This window comes from Succiniclasticum sp., assembly GCF_056977735.1.
This window is the reverse complement of the sequence record NZ_DBMCWA010000005.1, coordinates 18,544-38,486: the sequence shown is the minus strand read 5'-3', so window position 1 is coordinate 38,486 and position 19,943 is coordinate 18,544. Positions and strand designations below refer to the sequence as shown.

13 protein-coding genes, 2 tRNA genes and 1 pseudogene are annotated in these 19,943 nt (G+C 51.4%); 15 read left to right on the top strand and 1 reads right to left on the bottom strand.

All coding sequences use genetic code 11. From position 1 onward, the window contains the following. The first annotated feature begins 73 nt into the window (after nt 1-73). The 7 genes and pseudogenes from ACZOWY_RS03910 to ACZOWY_RS03880 all read left to right on the top strand — a co-directional run bounded on the left by ACZOWY_RS03910 (nt 74) and on the right by ACZOWY_RS03880 (nt 5,953). Nucleotides 74-1,393 (top strand): ATP-binding protein, encoded by a 1,320-nt coding sequence (locus ACZOWY_RS03910; RefSeq protein WP_484393168.1) that lies wholly within the window; start codon nt 74-76, stop codon nt 1,391-1,393. A gap of 396 nt (nt 1,394-1,789) precedes the next feature. Further along, nucleotides 1,790-2,004 (top strand): annotated as a pseudogene (locus ACZOWY_RS03905) (nucleotidyl transferase AbiEii/AbiGii toxin family protein); the annotation flags it as partial. 341 nt (nt 2,005-2,345) lie between these two features. Then, the gene (locus ACZOWY_RS03900; protein WP_484393164.1) at nt 2,346-3,551 is read left to right on the top strand and encodes an ATP-binding protein; all 1,206 of its coding nucleotides are present in this window, start codon (nt 2,346-2,348) and stop codon (nt 3,549-3,551) included. A gap of 59 nt (nt 3,552-3,610) precedes the next feature. After that, a complete protein-coding gene (locus ACZOWY_RS03895) occupies nt 3,611-3,979 on the top strand; it encodes an ATP-binding protein (protein WP_484393161.1) in 369 nt (122 codons plus the stop codon). Between the two features lie 76 nt (nt 3,980-4,055). Further along, nucleotides 4,056-4,586, top strand: coding sequence for a hypothetical protein (locus tag ACZOWY_RS03890; RefSeq protein ID WP_484393159.1), 531 nt, complete (start codon nt 4,056-4,058; stop codon nt 4,584-4,586). Nucleotides 4,587-4,607: 21 nt separating this feature from the next. Further along, nucleotides 4,608-4,691: transfer RNA gene (locus ACZOWY_RS03885), tRNA-Leu, on the top strand. 92 nt (nt 4,692-4,783) lie between these two features. Continuing rightward, entirely contained in the window at nt 4,784-5,953 is a 1,170-nt protein-coding gene (locus ACZOWY_RS03880; RefSeq protein WP_484393158.1) for a cation:dicarboxylate symporter family transporter, read from the top strand. 260 nt (nt 5,954-6,213) lie between these two features. On the opposite strand, the gene ACZOWY_RS03875 is transcribed toward ACZOWY_RS03880, so the two are convergent. Next, nucleotides 6,214-6,705, bottom strand: a complete 492-nt coding sequence (locus ACZOWY_RS03875) for a hypothetical protein (protein ID WP_484393156.1) — start codon at nt 6,703-6,705, stop codon at nt 6,214-6,216. 307 nt (nt 6,706-7,012) lie between these two features. Here ACZOWY_RS03875 and nifJ point away from each other — a divergent pair, with 307 nt between their 5' ends. From nifJ to ACZOWY_RS03835, 8 genes are all read left to right on the top strand, one after another. Continuing rightward, on the top strand, nt 7,013-10,525 hold the full coding sequence (nifJ, locus tag ACZOWY_RS03870) for a pyruvate:ferredoxin (flavodoxin) oxidoreductase (protein WP_484393151.1): 3,513 nt from the start codon (nt 7,013-7,015) through the stop codon (nt 10,523-10,525). A gap of 215 nt (nt 10,526-10,740) precedes the next feature. Beyond that, nucleotides 10,741-12,348 carry a Na/Pi cotransporter family protein gene (locus tag ACZOWY_RS03865; RefSeq protein WP_484393148.1) on the top strand — a complete coding sequence of 536 codons (1,608 nt, stop codon included), beginning with the start codon at nt 10,741-10,743 and terminating at the stop codon, nt 12,346-12,348. 131 nt (nt 12,349-12,479) lie between these two features. Continuing rightward, nucleotides 12,480-12,555: transfer RNA gene (locus ACZOWY_RS03860), tRNA-Gly, on the top strand. 287 nt (nt 12,556-12,842) lie between these two features. Beyond that, nucleotides 12,843-14,141: a trigger factor gene (tig, locus tag ACZOWY_RS03855; RefSeq protein WP_484393145.1), complete on the top strand. Its 1,299-nt coding sequence runs from the start codon at nt 12,843-12,845 to the stop codon at nt 14,139-14,141. A 108-nt stretch (nt 14,142-14,249) separates the two neighbouring features. After that, nucleotides 14,250-14,840, top strand: a complete 591-nt coding sequence (clpP, locus tag ACZOWY_RS03850; RefSeq protein ID WP_484393142.1) for an ATP-dependent Clp endopeptidase proteolytic subunit ClpP — start codon at nt 14,250-14,252, stop codon at nt 14,838-14,840. A gap of 37 nt (nt 14,841-14,877) precedes the next feature. Beyond that, nucleotides 14,878-16,134, top strand: a complete 1,257-nt coding sequence (gene clpX, locus ACZOWY_RS03845) for an ATP-dependent protease ATP-binding subunit ClpX (RefSeq protein WP_484393140.1) — start codon at nt 14,878-14,880, stop codon at nt 16,132-16,134. Nucleotides 16,135-16,147: 13 nt separating this feature from the next. Beyond that, nucleotides 16,148-18,487 (top strand): endopeptidase La, encoded by a 2,340-nt coding sequence (lon, locus tag ACZOWY_RS03840; RefSeq protein WP_484393138.1) that lies wholly within the window; start codon nt 16,148-16,150, stop codon nt 18,485-18,487. A 30-nt stretch (nt 18,488-18,517) separates the two neighbouring features. Then, a complete protein-coding gene (locus ACZOWY_RS03835) occupies nt 18,518-19,900 on the top strand; it encodes an NAD(P)/FAD-dependent oxidoreductase (RefSeq protein WP_484393136.1) in 1,383 nt (460 codons plus the stop codon). The last annotated feature ends 43 nt before the right edge of the window (nt 19,901-19,943 follow it).

The window sequence follows — 19,943 nt, the reverse complement described above, 5'->3', positions numbered from 1 at the left end:
ATAATTGAACTATAAGCGAAGCGGTTCTAATGAAACGGTTTGGCATAACATGGGACAGAGGAGGGGGAAGAAAATGAAACGCACCATCATGAAGGATTTGCTTGCCTGGAAAAGCTCCAAACGCAGGAAGCCGTTAGTGTTACGCGGCGCAAGGCAGGTTGGGAAAACCTGGGCGCTGGAAGAATTCGGCAGGACATTTAAAGATGGATTCGTGCGGTTCAATTTTGATAAAAACCCCGAATTTTCCCAGTTCTTCCAAACCACAAAAGATGTGCGGCGCATTCTGCAAAATCTTGCCATGGCAAGCGGGCAGCGGATCACAAAAGATACGCTGATTATTTTTGACGAGATCCAGGCGTGTGGGGAGGCGCTGAACAGCCTGAAATATTTTAAGGAAGACGCGCCGGAATATTTTGTTGCCAGCGCCGGTTCCCTGCTGGGTTTGCAGTTGAGCGGCGGCTTCCCCGTGGGCCAGGTTGATTTTCTGGAAATGGGGCCGATGACGTTTACGGAATTTCTCCTTGCCGACGGGGCGGAGAATTTCGCGGAGTACCTTGCGGCTGTGGATGAATTCGCGCCGCTGCCGGACGCGTTTTTTACGCCGCTGGCAGAAAAACTGAAATACTATTTTATAACGGGCGGCATGCCGGAATCCGTTTTGGTCTGGACAGAGGACAAGGATCCCAGAGAAGTAGACAACGTCCTGTCCGGTATTGTTTCTTCCTATGAAAGCGATTTTGGCAAACATGCGCCGGCAGAAGATGTGCCTAAGATCCGTTACATCTGGCAGTCGCTGCCTTCACAGCTGGCAAGGGAAAACAAAAAGTTTCTGTATAGCGTGGTAAAACCGGGCGCCCGGGCCCGGGAGTATGAGAACGCACTGAACTGGCTGCGGGATGCGGATATCATCAGCAAGGTCTGCCGCGTTAGCAAGCCGGGCCTGCCTTTGTCCGCTTACGACGACCTGGGCGCATTTAAAATTTATGCTGTTGATGTGGGGATCCTCCGCTGCCTTTCCCATCTGCCAGTCACTGCGTTTGCAGAGAAAAACCGCCTGTTTACGGAATTTAAAGGCGCATTGACGGAAAATTATGTGCACCAGTCGCTTAAGCGCCGCTTTGCGGTTGCGCCCCGGTATTGGGCGGACGCTACCCACGAAGTTGATTTTGTGGCGCAGCGTGAGAATGTTATCATCCCGATAGAAGCAAAAGCAGGGGAGAGCGTGACGGCGACGAGCCTGAAGCGGTATGCAAAGAATTATGGGGAACAAACGCCGCTGCTGGTGCGCCTTTCCATGAAGAACCTAAGCTATGACGGAAAACTTTTAAACGTGCCACTTTTTATGGCCGATGAACTGAACCGACTGATCGGACTGGCTTTGCAGCGGTTGTAAATTGGAAAAAGAGGAGGAGTACATGTTTCCAACCAGCTTTTTTGTGACTTTGCTGATGAAGCGAAACGCGGCAATCTGAGATTGTACCGCGCAGATACAAAACTGATACATTTGAAACAGGATAACGGTGGCAAACGAACGGCGTAAAGGAAAAACGTGATAATAAATTGCGCGCGGCGAAATTATTTACTACAATGAAAATGAGGAATTCTAACCATAATTATCATTCACCATTTTTCAGATTGTGCGAGGCAGAACGATGACGAAGCACCGGGTAATGCGAAACAATAAAATAGTGGCGGCGCGGGCGCGGCGGCGCTGGCAGCGCTGCATCCGATGGATACGGACGGCAAGTTCAGCATGGCGGCGGGCATGAGTAACAGGGTAATTGAGCAGATGTTGACCGCTTATAATTTTAATTCATATTATGATAAGAAAAATGCAATAAAAAAATCATGCAGGAGATTGTTCTTTGCGGGTTAAGCCGCAGTGTTTTTTTTAAATCAGCAGCTTTTTACGGCGGTACGGCTTTACGAATGTTTTATGGTTTGGATCGTTTTTCTGAGGATTTGGACTTTTCTTTGATGAAAAAAGAGAAAACGTTTGATTTGCTTTGTGGAGCACGGAGTTCTTTCAGCAAATAACGGAAATGTTACGGGCTGACGAATAGCAGGAAAGGGCAATCTCCAAAGCCGTATTCACAAAAGCGGGCTTGAGAAGCTGTCTTGATTACTACAATGTGCGCCACGCTTTGAAGTTATGTTGAACCGCCGTATGCCGAACGGCACGTACGGTGGTGTGAGAGGGGAGAAAAAATCTCCCCTACTCAATTTCGGAAACAGAGTATGAATGCACGTTTACTCTTGACACACCTGAAAACTAAGTTTAAAATAAAGTCGAGTTAAAAAATAAACTTAAAAAGGTGTTGCATATGACTTATATCCATCGCTCGTTGGAACGAAAATTTCTCAAAATGAGCAGCGCGTTCAAGGTTGTCATGGTAACAGGAGCAAGACAGGTCGGCAAATCAACCATGTTGAAGCATCTGGCACAGGATACCGGGCGGATCTGCGTCTCCATGGATGATGCAGACGCCAGGGATCTGGCACAGAGAGATCCCAAACTGTTTTTCCAGATGTACCCGCCTCCCCTTCTGATTGATGAAGTGCAGAAAGCGCCTGTCCTGTTTGAACAAATCAAGATCCTGTGTGACGAAAGCGATGAACGCGGCCGTTTCTGGCTGACCGGTTCCCAGAGCAAAAAGCTGATGAAACAGGCAGGGGATTCTCTTGCCGGACGGATCTGCCTGCTTAAAATGTACAGCCTGTCGGCTAAAGAAGTTGCAGACAGAGCAGACGATATCCCTTATGATTTCTCATTCCCATCCTTGGTAAAAAGAAGTCAGGGCTGTCCGGGAAACAACATCCTGGATGTTTACATGCGAATCTGGGAAGGCGGCATGCCGGATATGATATCCATGGATGAGGAACTCCGCCGCGAATACTGGAACTCTTACATTGACGCTTATCTTATGCGGGATGCGGTAGACGATAACGGAATCCAGGATACCGAAAGCTTCCGGAAGTTCTTAAGGGCGTGCGCGTCTTTTTCCGGGCAACTGGTAAACTATAATGATCTGGGCAATGCTGCAGAGGTATCCGGTGTGACGGCAAAAGAATGGCTCAAAGTCCTGCAGACGATGGGTATCGTATTTTTGCTGGAGCCGTATTACAACAACGAACTGAAACGAATGGTCAAGACGCCGAGACTGTATTTCTGTGATACGGGTTTATGCGCGTTCCTGTCGTCCTGGACCAGCCGCGATACATTGATGAACGGCGCCGCGTCCGGCCATTATCTTGAAAACTATGTGGTCGCGGAGATGCTTCGGAATGTGTCTTACGGAGAAAAGAAGATGAACCTGAATTTCTACCGTGATACAAACCAGAAGGAAATTGATCTGGTACTTGAGATGGACGGGCATCTGCACGCCTTCGAAATCAAGCGGGCTGCTTCACCGGAGAGAAAACTTATCAGGGCCTTTTCCCTGCTTGCAAAAAGCGGGAAAGAGATGGGGCCGGGCGGCATTATCTGTATGGCAGAAAAGCCGTTCCCGCTGGACGCTGTAAACAGTTTGATCCCGGTAAACCTGCTGTGATTCAGTATGCTTGTGAAAAAAATGCGGATATCCGCAAAAATTTCAGGAGGAGATGATCCATGCAGTATGCAAGAAGGCAATACATGGAACAACTGATTCATAAAAAGGACAACGGCCGGGTCAAGGTTATCACAGGTTTGCGCCGGAGCGGGAAATCCTATTTGCTTTTTAATCTGTACCAGAATTATTTTTTGGAATCGGGGGTTGGGGAAGATCAGGTTATTGGTCTTGCATTGGATGAAATCTATAATGCGAAGTATCGAAATCCGTTTGCGCTCAACAAAGCCGTAAAAGAACAGATGACAGACAACAGTAAACGGTATTACATATTTATTGATGAGATTCAGTTCGTTACTGAAGTACAAAATCCTTACGTGGATAATCCGGAAGAAAGGAAAACAAATATACATGAATGCGAAAACTGTTGAAGAAGAACAAAAAGGATAGTATAATTAGTTATCATCAATGTACGAAACCATCCGGATTCTAAAAGGGGTCGTTCCTATGAATATCAAAAAAGCAGTAATGAGTGTTCTAACCATGCTGGCAATTATGGCGACAGGTACCTGTTTTGCAGTATCGAAAGAGGATTTTGTGATTGGAAATATCCGCTTAGGGCAACCCCTTGCTGAAGTAATTGCGAAATACGGACAGCCTGTGCTTCAGGACCAGGCAAGCGAGTATTCCAGATATTATTTCGTTAAAGAAGGCAATGCGACATGGTTCCTGGTAGATACGGCGCCGGCCGGTGACAAGCCGGTATTAAGCGTAGCCCTTAACGGCGACATAACGATTGCAACAAAAGCCGGTATCAAAACCGGTTCTACCGGCGCAGAACTGAAAAAAGCATATGGAAATCCTGATGAATGCCTGGATATAAACAATAACCGTATATCTATGGATGATAAAAACTATCAGGACCCTTGTATAGTTGGATATGAAGCAGATGGATGGAGTTTACAGTTTGCCTTGAGTGGCGGGAAAGACGCAAACGAGCGTAAGGTAATGAGCATAGCCATGAGAGTAAAAAGCTGACAACTCATTAGATTATATTTTGCGGGCGTGGCGGAATTGGCAGACGCACCAGACTTAGGATCTGGCGGTTTATCCATGCAGGTTCAAGTCCTGTCGCCCGCACCAGAAAAAACACAGCCGGAACCGCAAGGAACCGGCTTTTTTACAAGACGGCGCTGTTTTTTTATATCGCGCTGTGTTAACAGGAAGGGCGGACCATGCAGATTCACGGAATACCGGTCAGGCTAAAATTAAATAGTACGATTCTGATGATTGCTTCGTTTGTGATTAGCGTTCTGGCAGGTTTGATTCTTAACCTTGCGGAAGCGGGACGTGGCGTGTACATGGTTATGTATACGGCGGGCATGGCGTATCTGAAGCTGTTGTTCCTGCTCGCGCTGCCTCTTGTCTTTCTGAATTTTGTTTCCGGCGTGATGCAGCGGCTGCAGCTGCGGTCTGACGCTTCGTCTCCTGCAAGGTTGTGGTTTTTCCACAGCATTGCGGTGATCGGCGCCGCGGTCCTTGGCCTGGCAGCGGGAGGGATTGCCGGTTTTTCGATGATCCCGGCCGCGTTTGCCGGTTTTTCCGATTTCGGTCTGCGCTGGTTCCGGCCTCTTGTTCCATGGACGTTGCTGCTGTCGGTGCTGGCCGGTGCGGCTGCGGCGAAAATCGGACCGGAGGGCGAAGAAGCCCGCAGGCTTTTCCGTTCCCTGGCCGATGTATTTGCTTTTGCCGGAACCTTGCTGCTGCGTTTGCTGCCGCTGGGTCTGTTTTTCCTTCTTTGCCCCATGGTCGGGATACGGGGACTGGCCGTACTGTGGCCCGGCGTGAAACTGGTTCTGGTGATGGCATTTTGCTGTTTTGCTTACGGAACGTTGGTTTATGGATACCAGCTGCACCATTGCGGCAAAGACTGTCCGTCTCATTTCCTGCGCAACTTCAAACCGGTCCTGCTGCAGGCCTTTACCGCCTGTTCTTCCGGTTCCGGGGAAGGGGAGGCACTGCACAGTCTGCAACGCATGGGGGTCGCAGGGGAAACAGGACGGGCTGCCTGGCACTGTGGAAAACTGCTGGGCAAAACAGGTACGGTGTTGTATCTGGGAATCGCCTGTATGCTGGCGGTTCGTTACGTTGGCATGCCGGTTTCCGTGCTTTCGGGTGTCGGCTTCTTTTTCTGGATCCTGCTGTTCTCACTGGCAGGGATGAAGCACCGTGGCAGCGGGCTGTACTGTGTGCTGGTTCTTCTGTTTATGCTGGGGCTGCCGCTGCGGGCCGCGGTTCCGCTGCTGGTGTTCGAGTGGATGCTGGACGGTTGCCGTTCGGCGCTGAATTCGGTTGCGGCGGGTACGGGGGCGTACCTGGCGGACAAGCTTGGCTGGATGAAATAAAAAAGGCTTTGCAGGTTATATGCGGGGCGGCTTTCATTCATAAATTTTTAGTTCGTAATATAAATCGGATAAAAAAGAAAAAACGCGTCTTTGCGGACAGGGTTCTCCTGTTGCCAAAGGCGCGTTTCGTTTTGTTTATATTGTTGTTTTGCAAGCCCTTTTTGGCGTGAGGTATTTTGATGCAATAAACATATATTGTGCGGCTTACCTTCAAAAGGCTGCGTACAGAAACCGGGGCAGCAGACGGTCCGGGAAACAAATCAGAATTTTTCCAGCCTGTCCCCGATCTGCCGGTACCGGAAATCTTTTGCGGCGTTCCAGAAATGTACGTTCACCGTACCGCCGCTTGCCAGCAGGTCTTTCAGTTCGGCGCTGTCCAGCAAATTGATGCGGATGACCAGCGCGATGAGGGCGTCCAGATCCAATTTTTCCAGATCCGCAACGCTGGTGATGCGGTCCGATTTGCTTTCAACGCCGCTGTGGTCCGTAACGTCAAGGGAAACAGTTTTCCCTTCCGCGTAACTGGCTACATCGGCCAGCAGCCGTTTGGTGGAATCCGGCTGGTAATAGCGGGGCGTTTTGTTCAGGGTCACTTTAAAATCTTCTGTCGGCCTGTACAGTACCTGCAACGGTTTCCCGCCGTACGGGTTTGCGTAGGTCAGCAGCGTTTCCTTTTTCGTCTCGGTAACTTCTGCTTTTGTGTGAAGCAGGCTGCACAGTTGTTCATTCAGGAGTGCCAGTAAAATATTCAAGGGTATCACCTTCCTTGATCGTATTATACCACATTTTCCGTTATTATAAAGCACCGTAAAAACACGGTTGTAATGCCGGATGATTTCACGTGTTCCGGTGACCGGACCGGTCAGAAATTCCTGTTCCGGTGAACCGGAAAGAATACAAAATACAAATATAAAATACAATGGTTGGCATTGCGGAAGAGGCGTTGATACGATATAATAAGATGAATAATATTGTAATGCCTTATTATGATATTAGATTTAAACATCAAAAAAGAAGAGAAAAGTGCAGTTCAATTTTAATGAAAAGGGGAATCAATCTATGACAAAGATGAAAACTATGGACGGCAACGAGGCCGCCGCTTACGCATCCTACGCATTTATTGACGCAGCCTGCATTTATCCGATCACACCTTCTTCTCCGATGGCGGAACATGTAGACGAATGGGCTTCCGAAGGCAAAAAGAACCTGTTCGGGCAGACGGTAAAACTGCTGGAGATGCAGTCCGAAGCCGGCGCCGCAGGCGCGGTACACGGTTCGCTGCAGGCAGGTGCCCTGACCGCTACCTATACTGCTTCCCAGGGTCTGCTGCTGATGATTCCTAACATGTATAAAATTTCCGGCGAGCTGTTGCCGGGCGTATTCAACGTGTCGGCCCGCGCGCTGGCTACCAGCAACCTGAGCATCTTCGGCGATCATCAGGACGTGATGGCCTGCCGTCAGACCGGTTTCGCCATGCTGGCGGAAGGCAGCGTACAGGAAGTTATGGACCTGACCGGCGTAGCCCATCTGGCTGCCATCAAGAGCCGTGTTCCCTTCCTGAACTTCTTTGACGGCTTCCGTACCTCTCATGAAATTCAGAAGATTGAAGTATTTGATTATAAAAATTACGAGGAAATGCTGGACTGGGATGCGGTAAAAGCGTTCCGGCAGCGGGGCCTGAATCCGGATAAACCGGTAATGCGCGGCACGGCCCAGAACCCGGACACCTATTTCCAGAGCCGCGAGGCAGTAAACAAATATTATGAAGCGGTTCCGGAAATTGTAGAAGAATACATGGCCAAAGTCAGCAAGATCACTGGCCGTGAATACCATCTGTTCAATTACTATGGCCCGAAAGACGCGGAAGACCTGATCGTAGTGATGGGTTCCGGACAGGAAACGGCCCTGAAGACTGCCGAACTGGTCAATGCGGCCGAAGGAACGAAGGTTGGCGTGCTGGCCGTTCATCTGTACCGTCCGTTCTCTGTGAAACATTTCCTGGCAGCGGTTCCCAAGACGGTAAAACGCGTGGCGGTGCTGGACCGCACCAAAGAACCGGGCAGCCTGGGCGAACCGTTATATCTGGATGTGTGCAACGCGTTCTATCAGAGCGATATCCATCCGGTTATCGTAGGCGGCCGTTTCGGCCTGGGTTCCAAGGAATTCACCCCGTCCGAAGTATATGCAGTGATTGAAAACCTGCGTAAGGAAAAACCGGTCAACGGCTTTACGGTTGGCATTATCGACGATGTAAATGAAACGTCGCTGCCGTGCACCAAGATTCTTAACGCGACCCCGAAGGGAACCAAGGGTTGCAAGTTCTGGGGCCTGGGTTCCGACGGCACCGTTGGCGCCAACAAGAGCGCCATCAAGATCATCGGCGACCACACCGACATGTATGCCCAGGGTTACTTTGCTTACGATTCCAAGAAATCCGGCGGCATTACCGTATCCCATCTGCGTTTCGGCAAAGAACCCATCATGGAACCGTATCTGATCAAAGACGCGGACTATGTGGCAGTTCACAATCAGTCCTACGTTTATAAATATGATATTATGTCCGGCCTGAAAGAGGGCGGCAATTTCCTGCTGAACTGCAGCTGGACACCGGAAGAACTGGAAGAAAAACTGCCGGCCGCGGTGAAACAGTACATCGCGAAAAAACATGTTAACTTCTATACCATTGACGCGGTGAAGATTGCGCAGTCCATCGGGCTGGGCGGCCGCATCAACATGATCATGCAGTCCGCGTTCTTCAAGCTGGCCGACATCATTCCGCTGGAAGATGCGGTAAAATACCTGAAAGACGCTGTGGAAGAATCCTACGGAAAGAAAGGCCAGAACGTTGTGGATATGAACAACGCGGCCATCGACAAAGGCATCGAAGCCATTGTGAAGATCGACGTTCCGGCTGCCTGGGCGGATGCCAAAGATAAGGTTGAAACCAAGAAGACCGGCAATGCGTTTATCGATGATATCCTGGTTCCGGTGAACCGTCAGGAAGGCGACAAGCTGCCTGTCAGCATTATCGCCCGTCACGCCGACGGCACCTTCCCGGTTGGTACTTCCGCGTATGAAAAACGCGGCATCGCCATCAACGTTCCGGAATGGGATGTGGCGAACTGCATCCAGTGCAACCAGTGTTCGTTCGTCTGCCCGCACGCTGCGATCCGTCCGGTACTGCTGAACGACGCGGAAGCGGAAAAGATCGGCTATCCGTCCAAACCCGCTATGGGCGCCAAAGACGGCAGCAAGTTTGCCATGGTCATTTCCCCGTACGACTGCCAGGGCTGCGGCAACTGCGCACAGATCTGCCCGGCTCCCAAGAAGGCGCTGGTCATGAAACCGCTGGCTACCCAGCTGGATAAGGCACCGGCCTGGGATTATGCAATGAAGGAAGTTACGGAAAAACCGAATCCCATGAAGAAGAATACGGTGAAAGGTTCCCAGTTCGAACAGCCGTTACTGGAGTTCTCGGGCGCCTGCTCCGGCTGCGGCGAAACACCGTATGTAAAACTGGTTACCCAGCTGTTCGGCGACCGTATGATGGTAGCCAACGCGACCGGATGCTCCTCTATCTGGGGTGCTTCCTGCCCGTCCATGCCCTATACCGTGAACAAAAAAGGACACGGTCCGGCCTGGGCTAACTCCCTGTTTGAAGATAACGCGGAATATGGTCTGGGTATGTTCTTAGGTGTAGAACAGTCCCGCGACCGCGTGGAAGAATTAATGGATGCAGCGCTGGCAGAAGGCAAAGGCTCTGCGGATCTGCAGGCTGCCATGAAAGAATGGAAAGAAAACAAGAATGTCAGCGAAGGCACCCGGGAACGGGCAGACAAGCTGACGGCATTGCTGGAAAAAGAAGCGGGCGTTGATGAAAAACTGCAGGCGATCCTGGATCTGAAACAATACTTCATCAAACGCAGCCATTGGATCTTCGGCGGCGACGGCTGGTCTTATGATATCGGCTACGGCGGACTGGATCACGTACTGGCCAGCGGCAAAAATGTAAATGTTCTGGTTCTGGATACGGAAGTATATTCCAACACCGGCGGCCAGTCCTCCAAGGCGACCCCGACCGCTGCCATTGCACAGTTTGCGGCCAGCGGCAAACGCACCAAGAAAAAAGATCTGGGCATGATGGCCATCAGCTACGGTTACGTGTATGTGGCGCAGGTTTCCATGGGCGCAGACAAGAACCAGCTGGTAAAAGCGCTGACGGAAGCGGAAGCTTACGACGGCCCGTCCCTGATCATCGCGTACTGCCCGTGCATCAACCACGGCCTGAAAGCCGGCATGGGCTGCAGCCAGTTAGAAGAAAAACGCGCGGTTGCCTGCGGGTACTGGGCAACCTACCGTTACAATCCGGAACTGAAGGCCCAGGGCAAGAATCCGTTCACCCTGGATTCCAAAGAACCGACCGAAAGCTTCCGTGACTACCTGCTGGGCGAAGTACGTTTCGCGTCCCTGCAGAAAGTCCGTCCGCAGCTGGCAGAAGAGTTATATAAGAAGACCGAAGCAGATGCTATGGAACGGATCGCAAATTACAGGAAAATGGCGGGAAAAGAATAATATAATAGCACAGGAAACACAGGCTGAAAATCTGCAGGCGGGCAGAAGCGTGTTTCCTTCCGTAAAAAATCAGCCGGAGATCCTCCGGCTGATTTTCTGACGTTGTTTACCAGTTAAGGAGAGGCTGGTTACATGCATTTGTGCGCCCGCCAGCGCGCAGACGGATGAACCGGTGTACTCCTGGATCATTTCAATTTACTGATCAGAAAAAATCTATGTTACTTTATCTTTTTGCATTTTTAGGCGGTGTAGGACTTTTCTTATACGGTATGGAACTGCTGGGCGGCGGCCTGCAACAGGCAGCAGGAGCCCGGCTCCAGAAGGTGCTCCAGTCTCTGACCGGCGTACCGGTGATGGGAGTTATATTGGGCGCGCTGGTAACAGCCACGCTCCAGTCTTCCACAGCAACTACGGTCATGTCGGTAGGCCTTGTGAACGCAGGGGTCATGACCTTGAAACAGGCTTTCAGCGTGGTCATGGGGGCCAATATCGGGACAACCCTTACGGCCCAGCTGATCGCGTTTAACCTGACCGACTATTTTACGGTCATGATTTTTATCGGCGTCATGATCCGCGTTTTTGCCAAACGCAAGAACGGGCAGTTCATCGGACAGATTTTGCTGGGCTTCGGCCTCCTGATGCTGGGTATGCGGGTGTTGAGCGATGCGGCGTCCCCCATGCGCAGCAGCCCCATGTTTGTAGAATTTATTTCCCGTTTTGCGGATAACCCGGTACTCGGGGTCTTTGTGGGCATCATCCTCACGATTCTCATCCAGTCCAGCGCGGCTACGGTCGGTATCCTGATGGTCATGGCCGGGCAGGGGCTGCTTCCGCTGGAAGGTGCCATCCCGGTGTTGCTGGGGGATAATATCGGTACCTGCCTGACGGCCATCGTGGCGGCGTCCCGGAGCAACGCTTCGGCCAAGCAGGTGGCCCTGTCCCACGTGCTGTTCAATTCCTTCGGGTGCGTTATCTTCATCATTTTAATGCCCCTGTTCATCAAAGTCGTGCTGGCGATTTCCCCGGCTGATGACATCGCCCGGCAGATCGCCAACTCCCACAGTGCGTTTAACGTGCTGAACACCATGATCTTCCTGCCGCTGATTACGCCCTTTACCCATCTGATCGAAAAGCTGATGCCGGATAAGGGCGAGAAGATTTCCGTGAAGCCGCTGTACCTGAATGACGCGATGCTGGCAACCCCTTCCATCGCCATCGTGCTGGCGGAAAAAGAAGTGATCCGCATGGGGGAAGTGGCCCGGAAGAATATGCACGCGGCGGTGGAATGCCTTGTGAAATACGATCCCGCCAAGGTGCAGTATGTGCTGGAACATGAACCAATCGTGGACAAGCTGAATGAAGAAATCACCCGGTATCTGGCCCATATTTCCGAAAAAGGGCTGGGCAGCTCCCTGTCTGCGAAGCATATGGCCCTGATGCATGCCTGCATCGATCTGGAACGAATCGGCGACCATGCCCAGACGCTGGTAAAGCGCAGCCGTAAGATTTTTGAAGAAAAAATTTCAATCTCCCCCGAAGCGCAGCAGGAAATTGCGCAAATAGGAAAGCTGATGGAGCAGTCCCTGGAAGTCAGTATGGAAAGCTTTGCGCAAAATGACGCGAAGCTGGCCGAAGAGGCCTGGGGCGTCTGCCGTCAGGTGAAAGCGGCGCAGAAGGAAATGCGCAAGAACCATATCCGCCGTGTGAACGAGGGATTGTGCCATCCGGATTCGGGACTGGTCTTCCTGGAGATTTTGATCAATATGAAGCGGACCAGCGACCATGCCAAAAATATCTGCCAGATGGTGCTGGGTATTTTCTGACGGCGCGGTGTATTGCCAGCGCCGGTTGATGCCCGTTGTACAGGACGGCGTATGCCTGTCGGTTTTTTCTTCAAAAAAAATTGTTGACAAAACCGGACTGATACTTTATAATCAGCTATGTTGTTACCGATGCGGAAATAGCTCAGTTGGTAGAGCACAACCTTGCCAAGGTTGGGGTCGCGAGTTCGAGTCTCGTTTTCCGCTCCATGCAAATCCATCCCGGTCTGATGACCGGGATTTTTTATTGCAAGAATTTTTATTGTGAGAAAGCCCTGCCGTAAAGAAACTGTCCGGTTTCGGGCGAATCTCCGGCCTCTTTGCAGGTTTCACAGAAAGTTTTCTTTTGGAAGAGGCTTTTTCTCTGTGTTTGCTTGTCAAATAAAGTACGTTGTGATATTATATTGTAGCATTGTGAAAATGGGGAGGTTTTTGTACCCCAAAATTTACAGGGTTATTACAAAAAAGTAACATATACTAAGGGAGGATTTTTTCAAATGAACGTGAGTGTTACCAGAGAAGGAAATGACGCCACATTAAAAATTTCTGTTGCTGCTGCCGAAGTTGACAAAAGCTTTAAGCAGGCTGTTGCAAGAATTGCGAACCAGGTACGGATCCCCGGTTTCCGTCCGGGCAAAGCGCCTCGTAATATTATCGAAATGCATTACGGCAAAGCTGCCGTAAAAGAAGAAGCCTTCAACGTCTGTGTGAACCGGGCTTACCAGGAAGCCATTGAAGCGGAAAAGCTGATGCCGGTATCCGATCCGGAAGTGCTGGATGAAAAGAAAGCCTTTGAAAGCTTTGCGGAAGGCAAAGACTTTGAAACAGAAGTTAAGGTGGTATTGAAACCGGAACCGGAATTAGGCGAATACAAAGGCATCCATGTGGATAAGAAGGAAGCCAGCGTTTCCGACGAAGACGTTGACAAAGCACTGGAAGACCTGCGTAACCGCGGCGCCAAGATGGTGGACACCGATGACGAAACCGTAATCGAAAAAGGCGACTTCGCGATTATCGACTTTGCGGGAACGGTTGACGGCGAAGCCTTCAGCGGTGGCGAAGGCAAGGGCTATCCGCTGGAAGTTGGCTCCGGCTCCTTCATCCCCGGTTTTGAAGATCAGCTGATCGGCTTAAAGAAAGATGACGATACCGATGTGGACGTAACCTTCCCGGAAAGCTATTTCGTTCCCGAACTGGCCGGCAAACAGGCCATCTTCAAAGTGCATATCCAGGCTGTAAAGCATAAGGAACTGCCGGAACTGAACGATGAATACATCGCCAAATACACCCGCTACAAAACCGTTGCGGAAGCAAAAGAAGATTATAAAAAACGCATGCAGGAAGCTGCAGAGCGGGACGCCAAAACCGAATATGAAAATGCGCTGATCGATACGGCCGTAAACAATGCTAAAATGGAAGTTCCGCCGGTTATGATCGAAGACCGCATCACCCAGATGGTGGAAGAGATTAAACTGAATCTGGAAAGCCGCAAGATGACCCTGGATCAGTACATGCAGTACACCGGCATGGATATGGCAAAACTGCGTGAAGCCCAGCGGGAAGCTGCGGAAAAGAATGTCCGTACCGACCTGGTGCTGGATGCCATCGCAAAAGCGGAAAACATCCAGGTTGACATGGCCGACGTAGACGCCCAGCTCCAGTCCATCGCGGACCAGAACGGCGCCCGTGTGGAAGATGTGAAGACCATCATCCGCAAGAACAACAATATGGGCCTTCTGCTTGCCAATATCCTGCGCCACAAGGCTGCCCATGTAATACTGGACAACGCAAAATAATAAATAAGCTGTAAATCTGGGGAGCTGTCTGTGCGTTCGTGCAGACAGCCCTTTTATCCTGAGACATGCATAGAGAAGAAAAGTACAGATCCGGAAGGAGTGAGTTGTATGAATTATGTTCCGATCGTAGTTGAACAGAATAACCGGGGCGAACGCTCCTATGATATTTATTCCCGCCTGTTAAAGGACCGCATTGTGTTCCTGACAGGACCGGTTACCGACGAAGTGGCCAACGTTGTGATCGCGCAGCTGTTGTTCCTCGAATCGGAAAACCCGGACAAAGATATTCATTTATATATCAACAGCCCCGGCGGCAGCGTGACCGCGGGCATGGCGATTTACGACACGATGCAGTATATTAAGCCGGATGTTTCCACCATCTGCGTGGGAATGGCGGCCAGCATGGCTTCCATCCTGCTGATGGCCGGCAAAAAGGGAAAACGGTATGCCCTGCCTCATTCGGAAGTAATGATCCATCAGCCGCTGGGCGGATACGAAGGGCAGGCTTCCGATATTGCGATCCATGCAAAAAATATTCTGCGGATCCGGGAAGAAATGTACGATGTAATCGTGAAACATACAGGAAAAACGAAGGAAGCCGTTGCCGCGGACACGGACCGGGATAATTTCCTGACAGCAAAAGAAGCATTGGCCTATGGCATTATCGATCAGGTCGTGGACCGTATGCCGGAAGCGTAACAAAGTAGATAAGTAGTTTAATTGAGGTAAGAAACAGATGAATTTTTCCAATGATACAAAAAACCGTAATGTGATCTGTTCCTTCTGCGGCAAACGGGGCGACCAGGTGAAGCGCATGCTGGCCGGGCGCAACGGGTACATTTGTGATGAATGTATCGAGTTATGCAAGGAAGTACTGGACGAAGAGTTTGAAAAAGAAAATGGCATTGTGGAGACGGAGGCTCTGAAGAGCCTGCCCACGCCGAAAGAGATCAAGGCGATCCTGGATGAGTATGTAATCGGTCAGGATGAACCGAAGAAGACGCTGGCTGTTGCGGTGTATAATCATTACAAACGGATCAATTACGGAAGCGGACGGCCGGAAGACAAAGATGTGGAACTGCAGAAGTCTAATATCCTGATGCTGGGGCCTACCGGCAGCGGGAAAACCCTGCTGGCGCAGACGCTGGCCAGGATCCTGCAGGTGCCTTTTGCCATTGCGGACGCCACCACGCTGACGGAAGCCGGTTATGTAGGGGAAGACGTGGAAAATATCCTGCTGCGCCTGATCCAGAATGCGGATTACGATATTGAGAAGGCCCAGCGTGGCATCATTTATATAGATGAAATTGACAAGATTGCCAGAAAGTCGGAAAACGTTTCCATTACCCGGGATGTTTCCGGCGAAGGCGTACAGCAGGCCCTGCTGAAAATTCTGGAAGGGACTACGGCCAATGTTCCCCCGCAGGGCGGACGCAAGCACCCCCATCAGGAGTTCCTGCAGATCGACACCACCAATATCCTGTTTATCTGCGGTGGCGCCTTTGCGGGTCTGGACAGCATCATTAAAGAGCGTACCGATACCAAGGCCATGGGCTTTGGGGCGGATATTAAACAGAAAGCGGAACTGAAGGCGGAGGATTCCCTGTTGAAACAGGTGATGCCGGAAGATCTGATGAAGTTCGGTCTGATCCCGGAATTTGCAGGACGGCTTCCGGTCATGGTTACCCTGGATTCACTGGATAAAGCGGCGTTGGTGCGCATTCTGAAGGAGCCGAAAAATGCGCTGATCAAACAGTACCAGCATTTCCTGAGCATGGATAACGTAGAGCTTGTGTTTGAAGACGGCGCCCTGACGGCTATCGCGGAAGAAGCGCTGCGGCGGGAGACCGGTGCCCGCGGCCTGCGTGCCATTATTGAAGGGATCATGCGGGATGTTATGTATGAAGTGCCTTCCCGCTCCGATGTAGTGAAATGTGTCGTAACCGAAGATACGGTGCGTCGGCATGTGGAACCGGAATTAATCGTTGCCTGACGGAGGATATAAGTTGGATACACTTTCCCGGATATTGCCACTGCTGCCGCTGCGCGGCATGGTGATCTTTCCCGGTATGGTGATGAATCTGGACATTGCCAGGGCGAGATCGTTGAATGCTGTGAATGTGGCTATGCGGCACGGTAAAAAAATACTGATTGTTTCCCAGATCAAATCAGAAGTGGAAGAACCGCAGCTGGACAATCTGTATAAGGTGGGTGTGGTTGCGGAAATCAAACAGATGCTGAAATTGCCGGGAGGTACGGTGCGGATCCTGGTCGAAGGGTTGTACCGTGCTTCGGCGGAGCTGGTATCGGAAGATGCGGAAGGGAGCTGGGCCGCTTCTTATAAAGCGCTTTTGACCGACGTCCGGCCGGAGCAGGGCCTGGAGCTGGAAACTTTACGCCGCATGGTGATTTCCGAATTTGAAAAATGGGTCCTGCAGGGCAAAAAGATCAGCCCTGAGATCCTGCTTTCCTTTAAGGATAATCCGGATGCAGGCATTGTGGCCGATACGATCGCCGGATATCTGGATATCAACCTGGAAATGAAACAGCTGCTGCTGGAGACCGTGTCGGTGAAAGCCCGGCTGGAAAAGCTTTACGAGATACTCCATAAGGAAATGACGATTTCCGAACTGGAAAAAAGCATTGCCCGGAAGGTCCATCAGAATATTGAGCAGAATCAGAAAGAATACTATCTGCGGGAACAACTGAAGGTGATTAGCAAAGAGCTGGGCGACGCTGAGGATGTTCATGCGGAAGCAGAAGAATACAGGGATAAGATCAAATCGCTGCCCCTGCCGGAAGAGGTCGTAACCGGCCTCAACAAGGAAGTGGACCGCCTGTTTAAGATGCCGCCGATGATGGCGGAAAGCACCGTGATCCGGAATTATCTGGATACCGTGCTGGATCTTCCCTGGGGAAAATACGATAAAAACGGGTTTGATATTGAAAAAGCAGCCCGCATCCTGGATAAACATCATTACGGCCTGAAAAAAGTCAAAGAGCGTATCCTTGAACATCTGGCCGTACAAAAGCTGGCGAAAAGCAACAAGGCGCCCATACTGTGTCTGGTGGGGCCTCCCGGCGTAGGCAAGACGTCCATGGCCATTTCGATTGCAGAGGCTGTGAACCGCAGATTTACCCGCGTTTCCCTGGGCGGCGTGCGGGATGAAGCGGAGATCCGCGGGCATCGCCGTACGTATATCGGAGCCATGCCCGGCCGTCTGATCCACGGGATGCAGAAGGTAGGCTGTCTGAACCCCCTCTTTTTGCTGGATGAGGTGGATAAGATGGCCAGCGATTTCCGGGGCGATCCCGCGTCCGCATTGCTGGAAGCGCTGGATCCGGAACAGAACAACGCGTTCAGCGATCACTTTATTGAGTTTCCGTTTGACATGTCCTCCGTCTTCTGGATCGTTACGGCGAATACGGTGGAAACCATTCCCCCGGCGTTACTGGACAGGCTGGAGGTCATTGAATTATCCAGCTATACGGAAGACGAAAAGTTAAACATTGCGAAGCTGCATCTGCTGCCTAAGGAAATGGAAGCCAACGGGCTGACAAAAGAAACCTTTTCCATTACGCCTGGCGCCATCCGGAAAGTGATCCGGGATTATACCCGGGAGGCCGGGGTACGCCGCCTGGAACGGCAGATCGCGAAACTGTGCCGCAAGGTTGCCTTCCGTATCGTTACGGATAAGGAAAAGGATGCCAAAATAACGGTAAAGAACCTGACAGAGTATCTCGGTCCCTGCATTTATTTGGAATCGGACCTGCGGGCCCGGGAAGAGGTGGGGATCGTGACCGGCCTTGCCTGGACCAGTGTGGGCGGTGAACTGCTGAAGGTGGAAGTGCTGGCGGCCGAAGGCAAAGGCGGCCTGACCCTGACGGGCCAGCTGGGCGATGTCATGAAAGAGTCGGCCCGGGCCGGCTATACCTACATCCGGTCCCGTTATAAAGAGCTGGGGCTGAAAGATGATTTTTACGATAAAACGGATATCCATATCCATCTGCCGGAAGGCGCGATCCCCAAGGACGGGCCTTCTGCGGGCATCACGATGGTCACGGCCATGGTATCGGCCCTGACCGGACGGCCGGTTAAGGCCGATCTGGCGATGACCGGTGAGATCACTCTTTCCGGTAAAGTGCTTCCGGTGGGCGGTATCAAGGAAAAAATGCTGGCGGCCCACCGCTATTGGGTGAAGACCGTGCTGTTGCCGGAACGGAATATGCAGGATCTGACGGAATTACCGGAAAAAGTCCGGAAGGATATTCGCTTTATTCCGGTAAGCCATATGGACGAAGTGTTAAAACTGGCCTTAAAACCCCTGGACGGGAAAAAAGAATAAGTTGCAGTTTGAATCATGAGGGGCGGTAATATGCGGAAAAAATATGATGTGGCTGTGATTGGCGGGGGACCTGCTGCCATTTTTGCCTGCTGGGAATTCAGTGAAAAGTTTCCCGGTCTTTCGGTGGTCATGCTGGAAGAGGGGAACGCGGTGGCAAAGCGCCACTGCCCGCTGGCTGCAGGAAAAGCTGACCATTGTCTGCGCTGCGTTCCCTGTGCTATCATGCGCGGGTTTGGCGGCGCCGGTGCGTTTTCGGACGGCAAATATAACTTTACGACCGAATTTGGCGGCTGGCTGCCGGAGTATCTGCCGAAACAGACTGTGATGGACCTGATCGATTATGTGGATTCCATCAACTGCCGTTACGGCGCTCCCGGCGAGACCTTTACCACCAAAAATTCCAGCATCGGCCGTAAAGCCCTGGGCTATGACCTGCATCTGTTAAACGGCAAGGTCCGTCACCTGGGAACGGAAAACAACCTGCAGATCATGGAAAATATCTATGGAGATCTCAGTAAAAAAATAGATATTTTCTGCAATACAAAAGTGAACAGCTTTTGTAAGAAGGGGGACGAATTCGTCCTTGACACCACGAAAGGCGAACTGCGCAGTACGTACCTGATCGCAGCCCCGGGCCGGGCCGGCGCGGAGTGGTTTACGGAACAGGGGCGGAAGCTGGGGCTGTCCTTTACCAATAATGCGGTGGATGTAGGCGTCCGGGTGGAAGTGCCCGCCGCCGTGTTTAAGCATATTACGGACGAAGTATATGAGGCCAAGCTGGTGTACCGTACCAAACAGTACAATGACCTGGTGCGGACGTTCTGCATGAACCCCAACGGATATGTGGTGGCGGAAAACACCGACGGAATTATTACCGTAAACGGGCACAGCTATGCGGATCCGGCGCGGCAGAGTGAAAACACGAATTTTGCCCTGCTGGTCAGCAATAAATTTACGGAACCCTTTAAAGAGCCCCATCAGTATGGGAAGCGGATCGCTTCGTTTTCCAATCTGTTAGGCGGCGGGGTCCTGCTGCAACGTTTCGGGGATCTGGTCAAAGGACGCCGTACCAATGAGAGACGGCTGGCCAAAAGCTTCACGCGTCCCACCCTGAATGCGACGCCGGGGGATTTAAGCCTGGTGCTGCCGAAACGCCAGCTTGATGATATTATTGAAATGATTTACGCGCTGGATAAGATTGCGCCGGGTATGGCCAATGCGGATACGCTTTTGTACGGTGTGGAAGTGAAGTTTTACAGTTCCCGTCTGGATCTGGACGAACACCTGGAAACAAAAATACCCAATCTGTTCGCAGCCGGTGACGGGGCGGGAATTACCAGAGGGCTCTCTCAGGCCAGCGCCAGCGGTGTGTTTATCGCAAGAGAGATAGGGGAACGGGCACAAAAGAAATGATGAGGAGCGCTGCATAACGGCGGCGTGATCCGGAACGGAATAA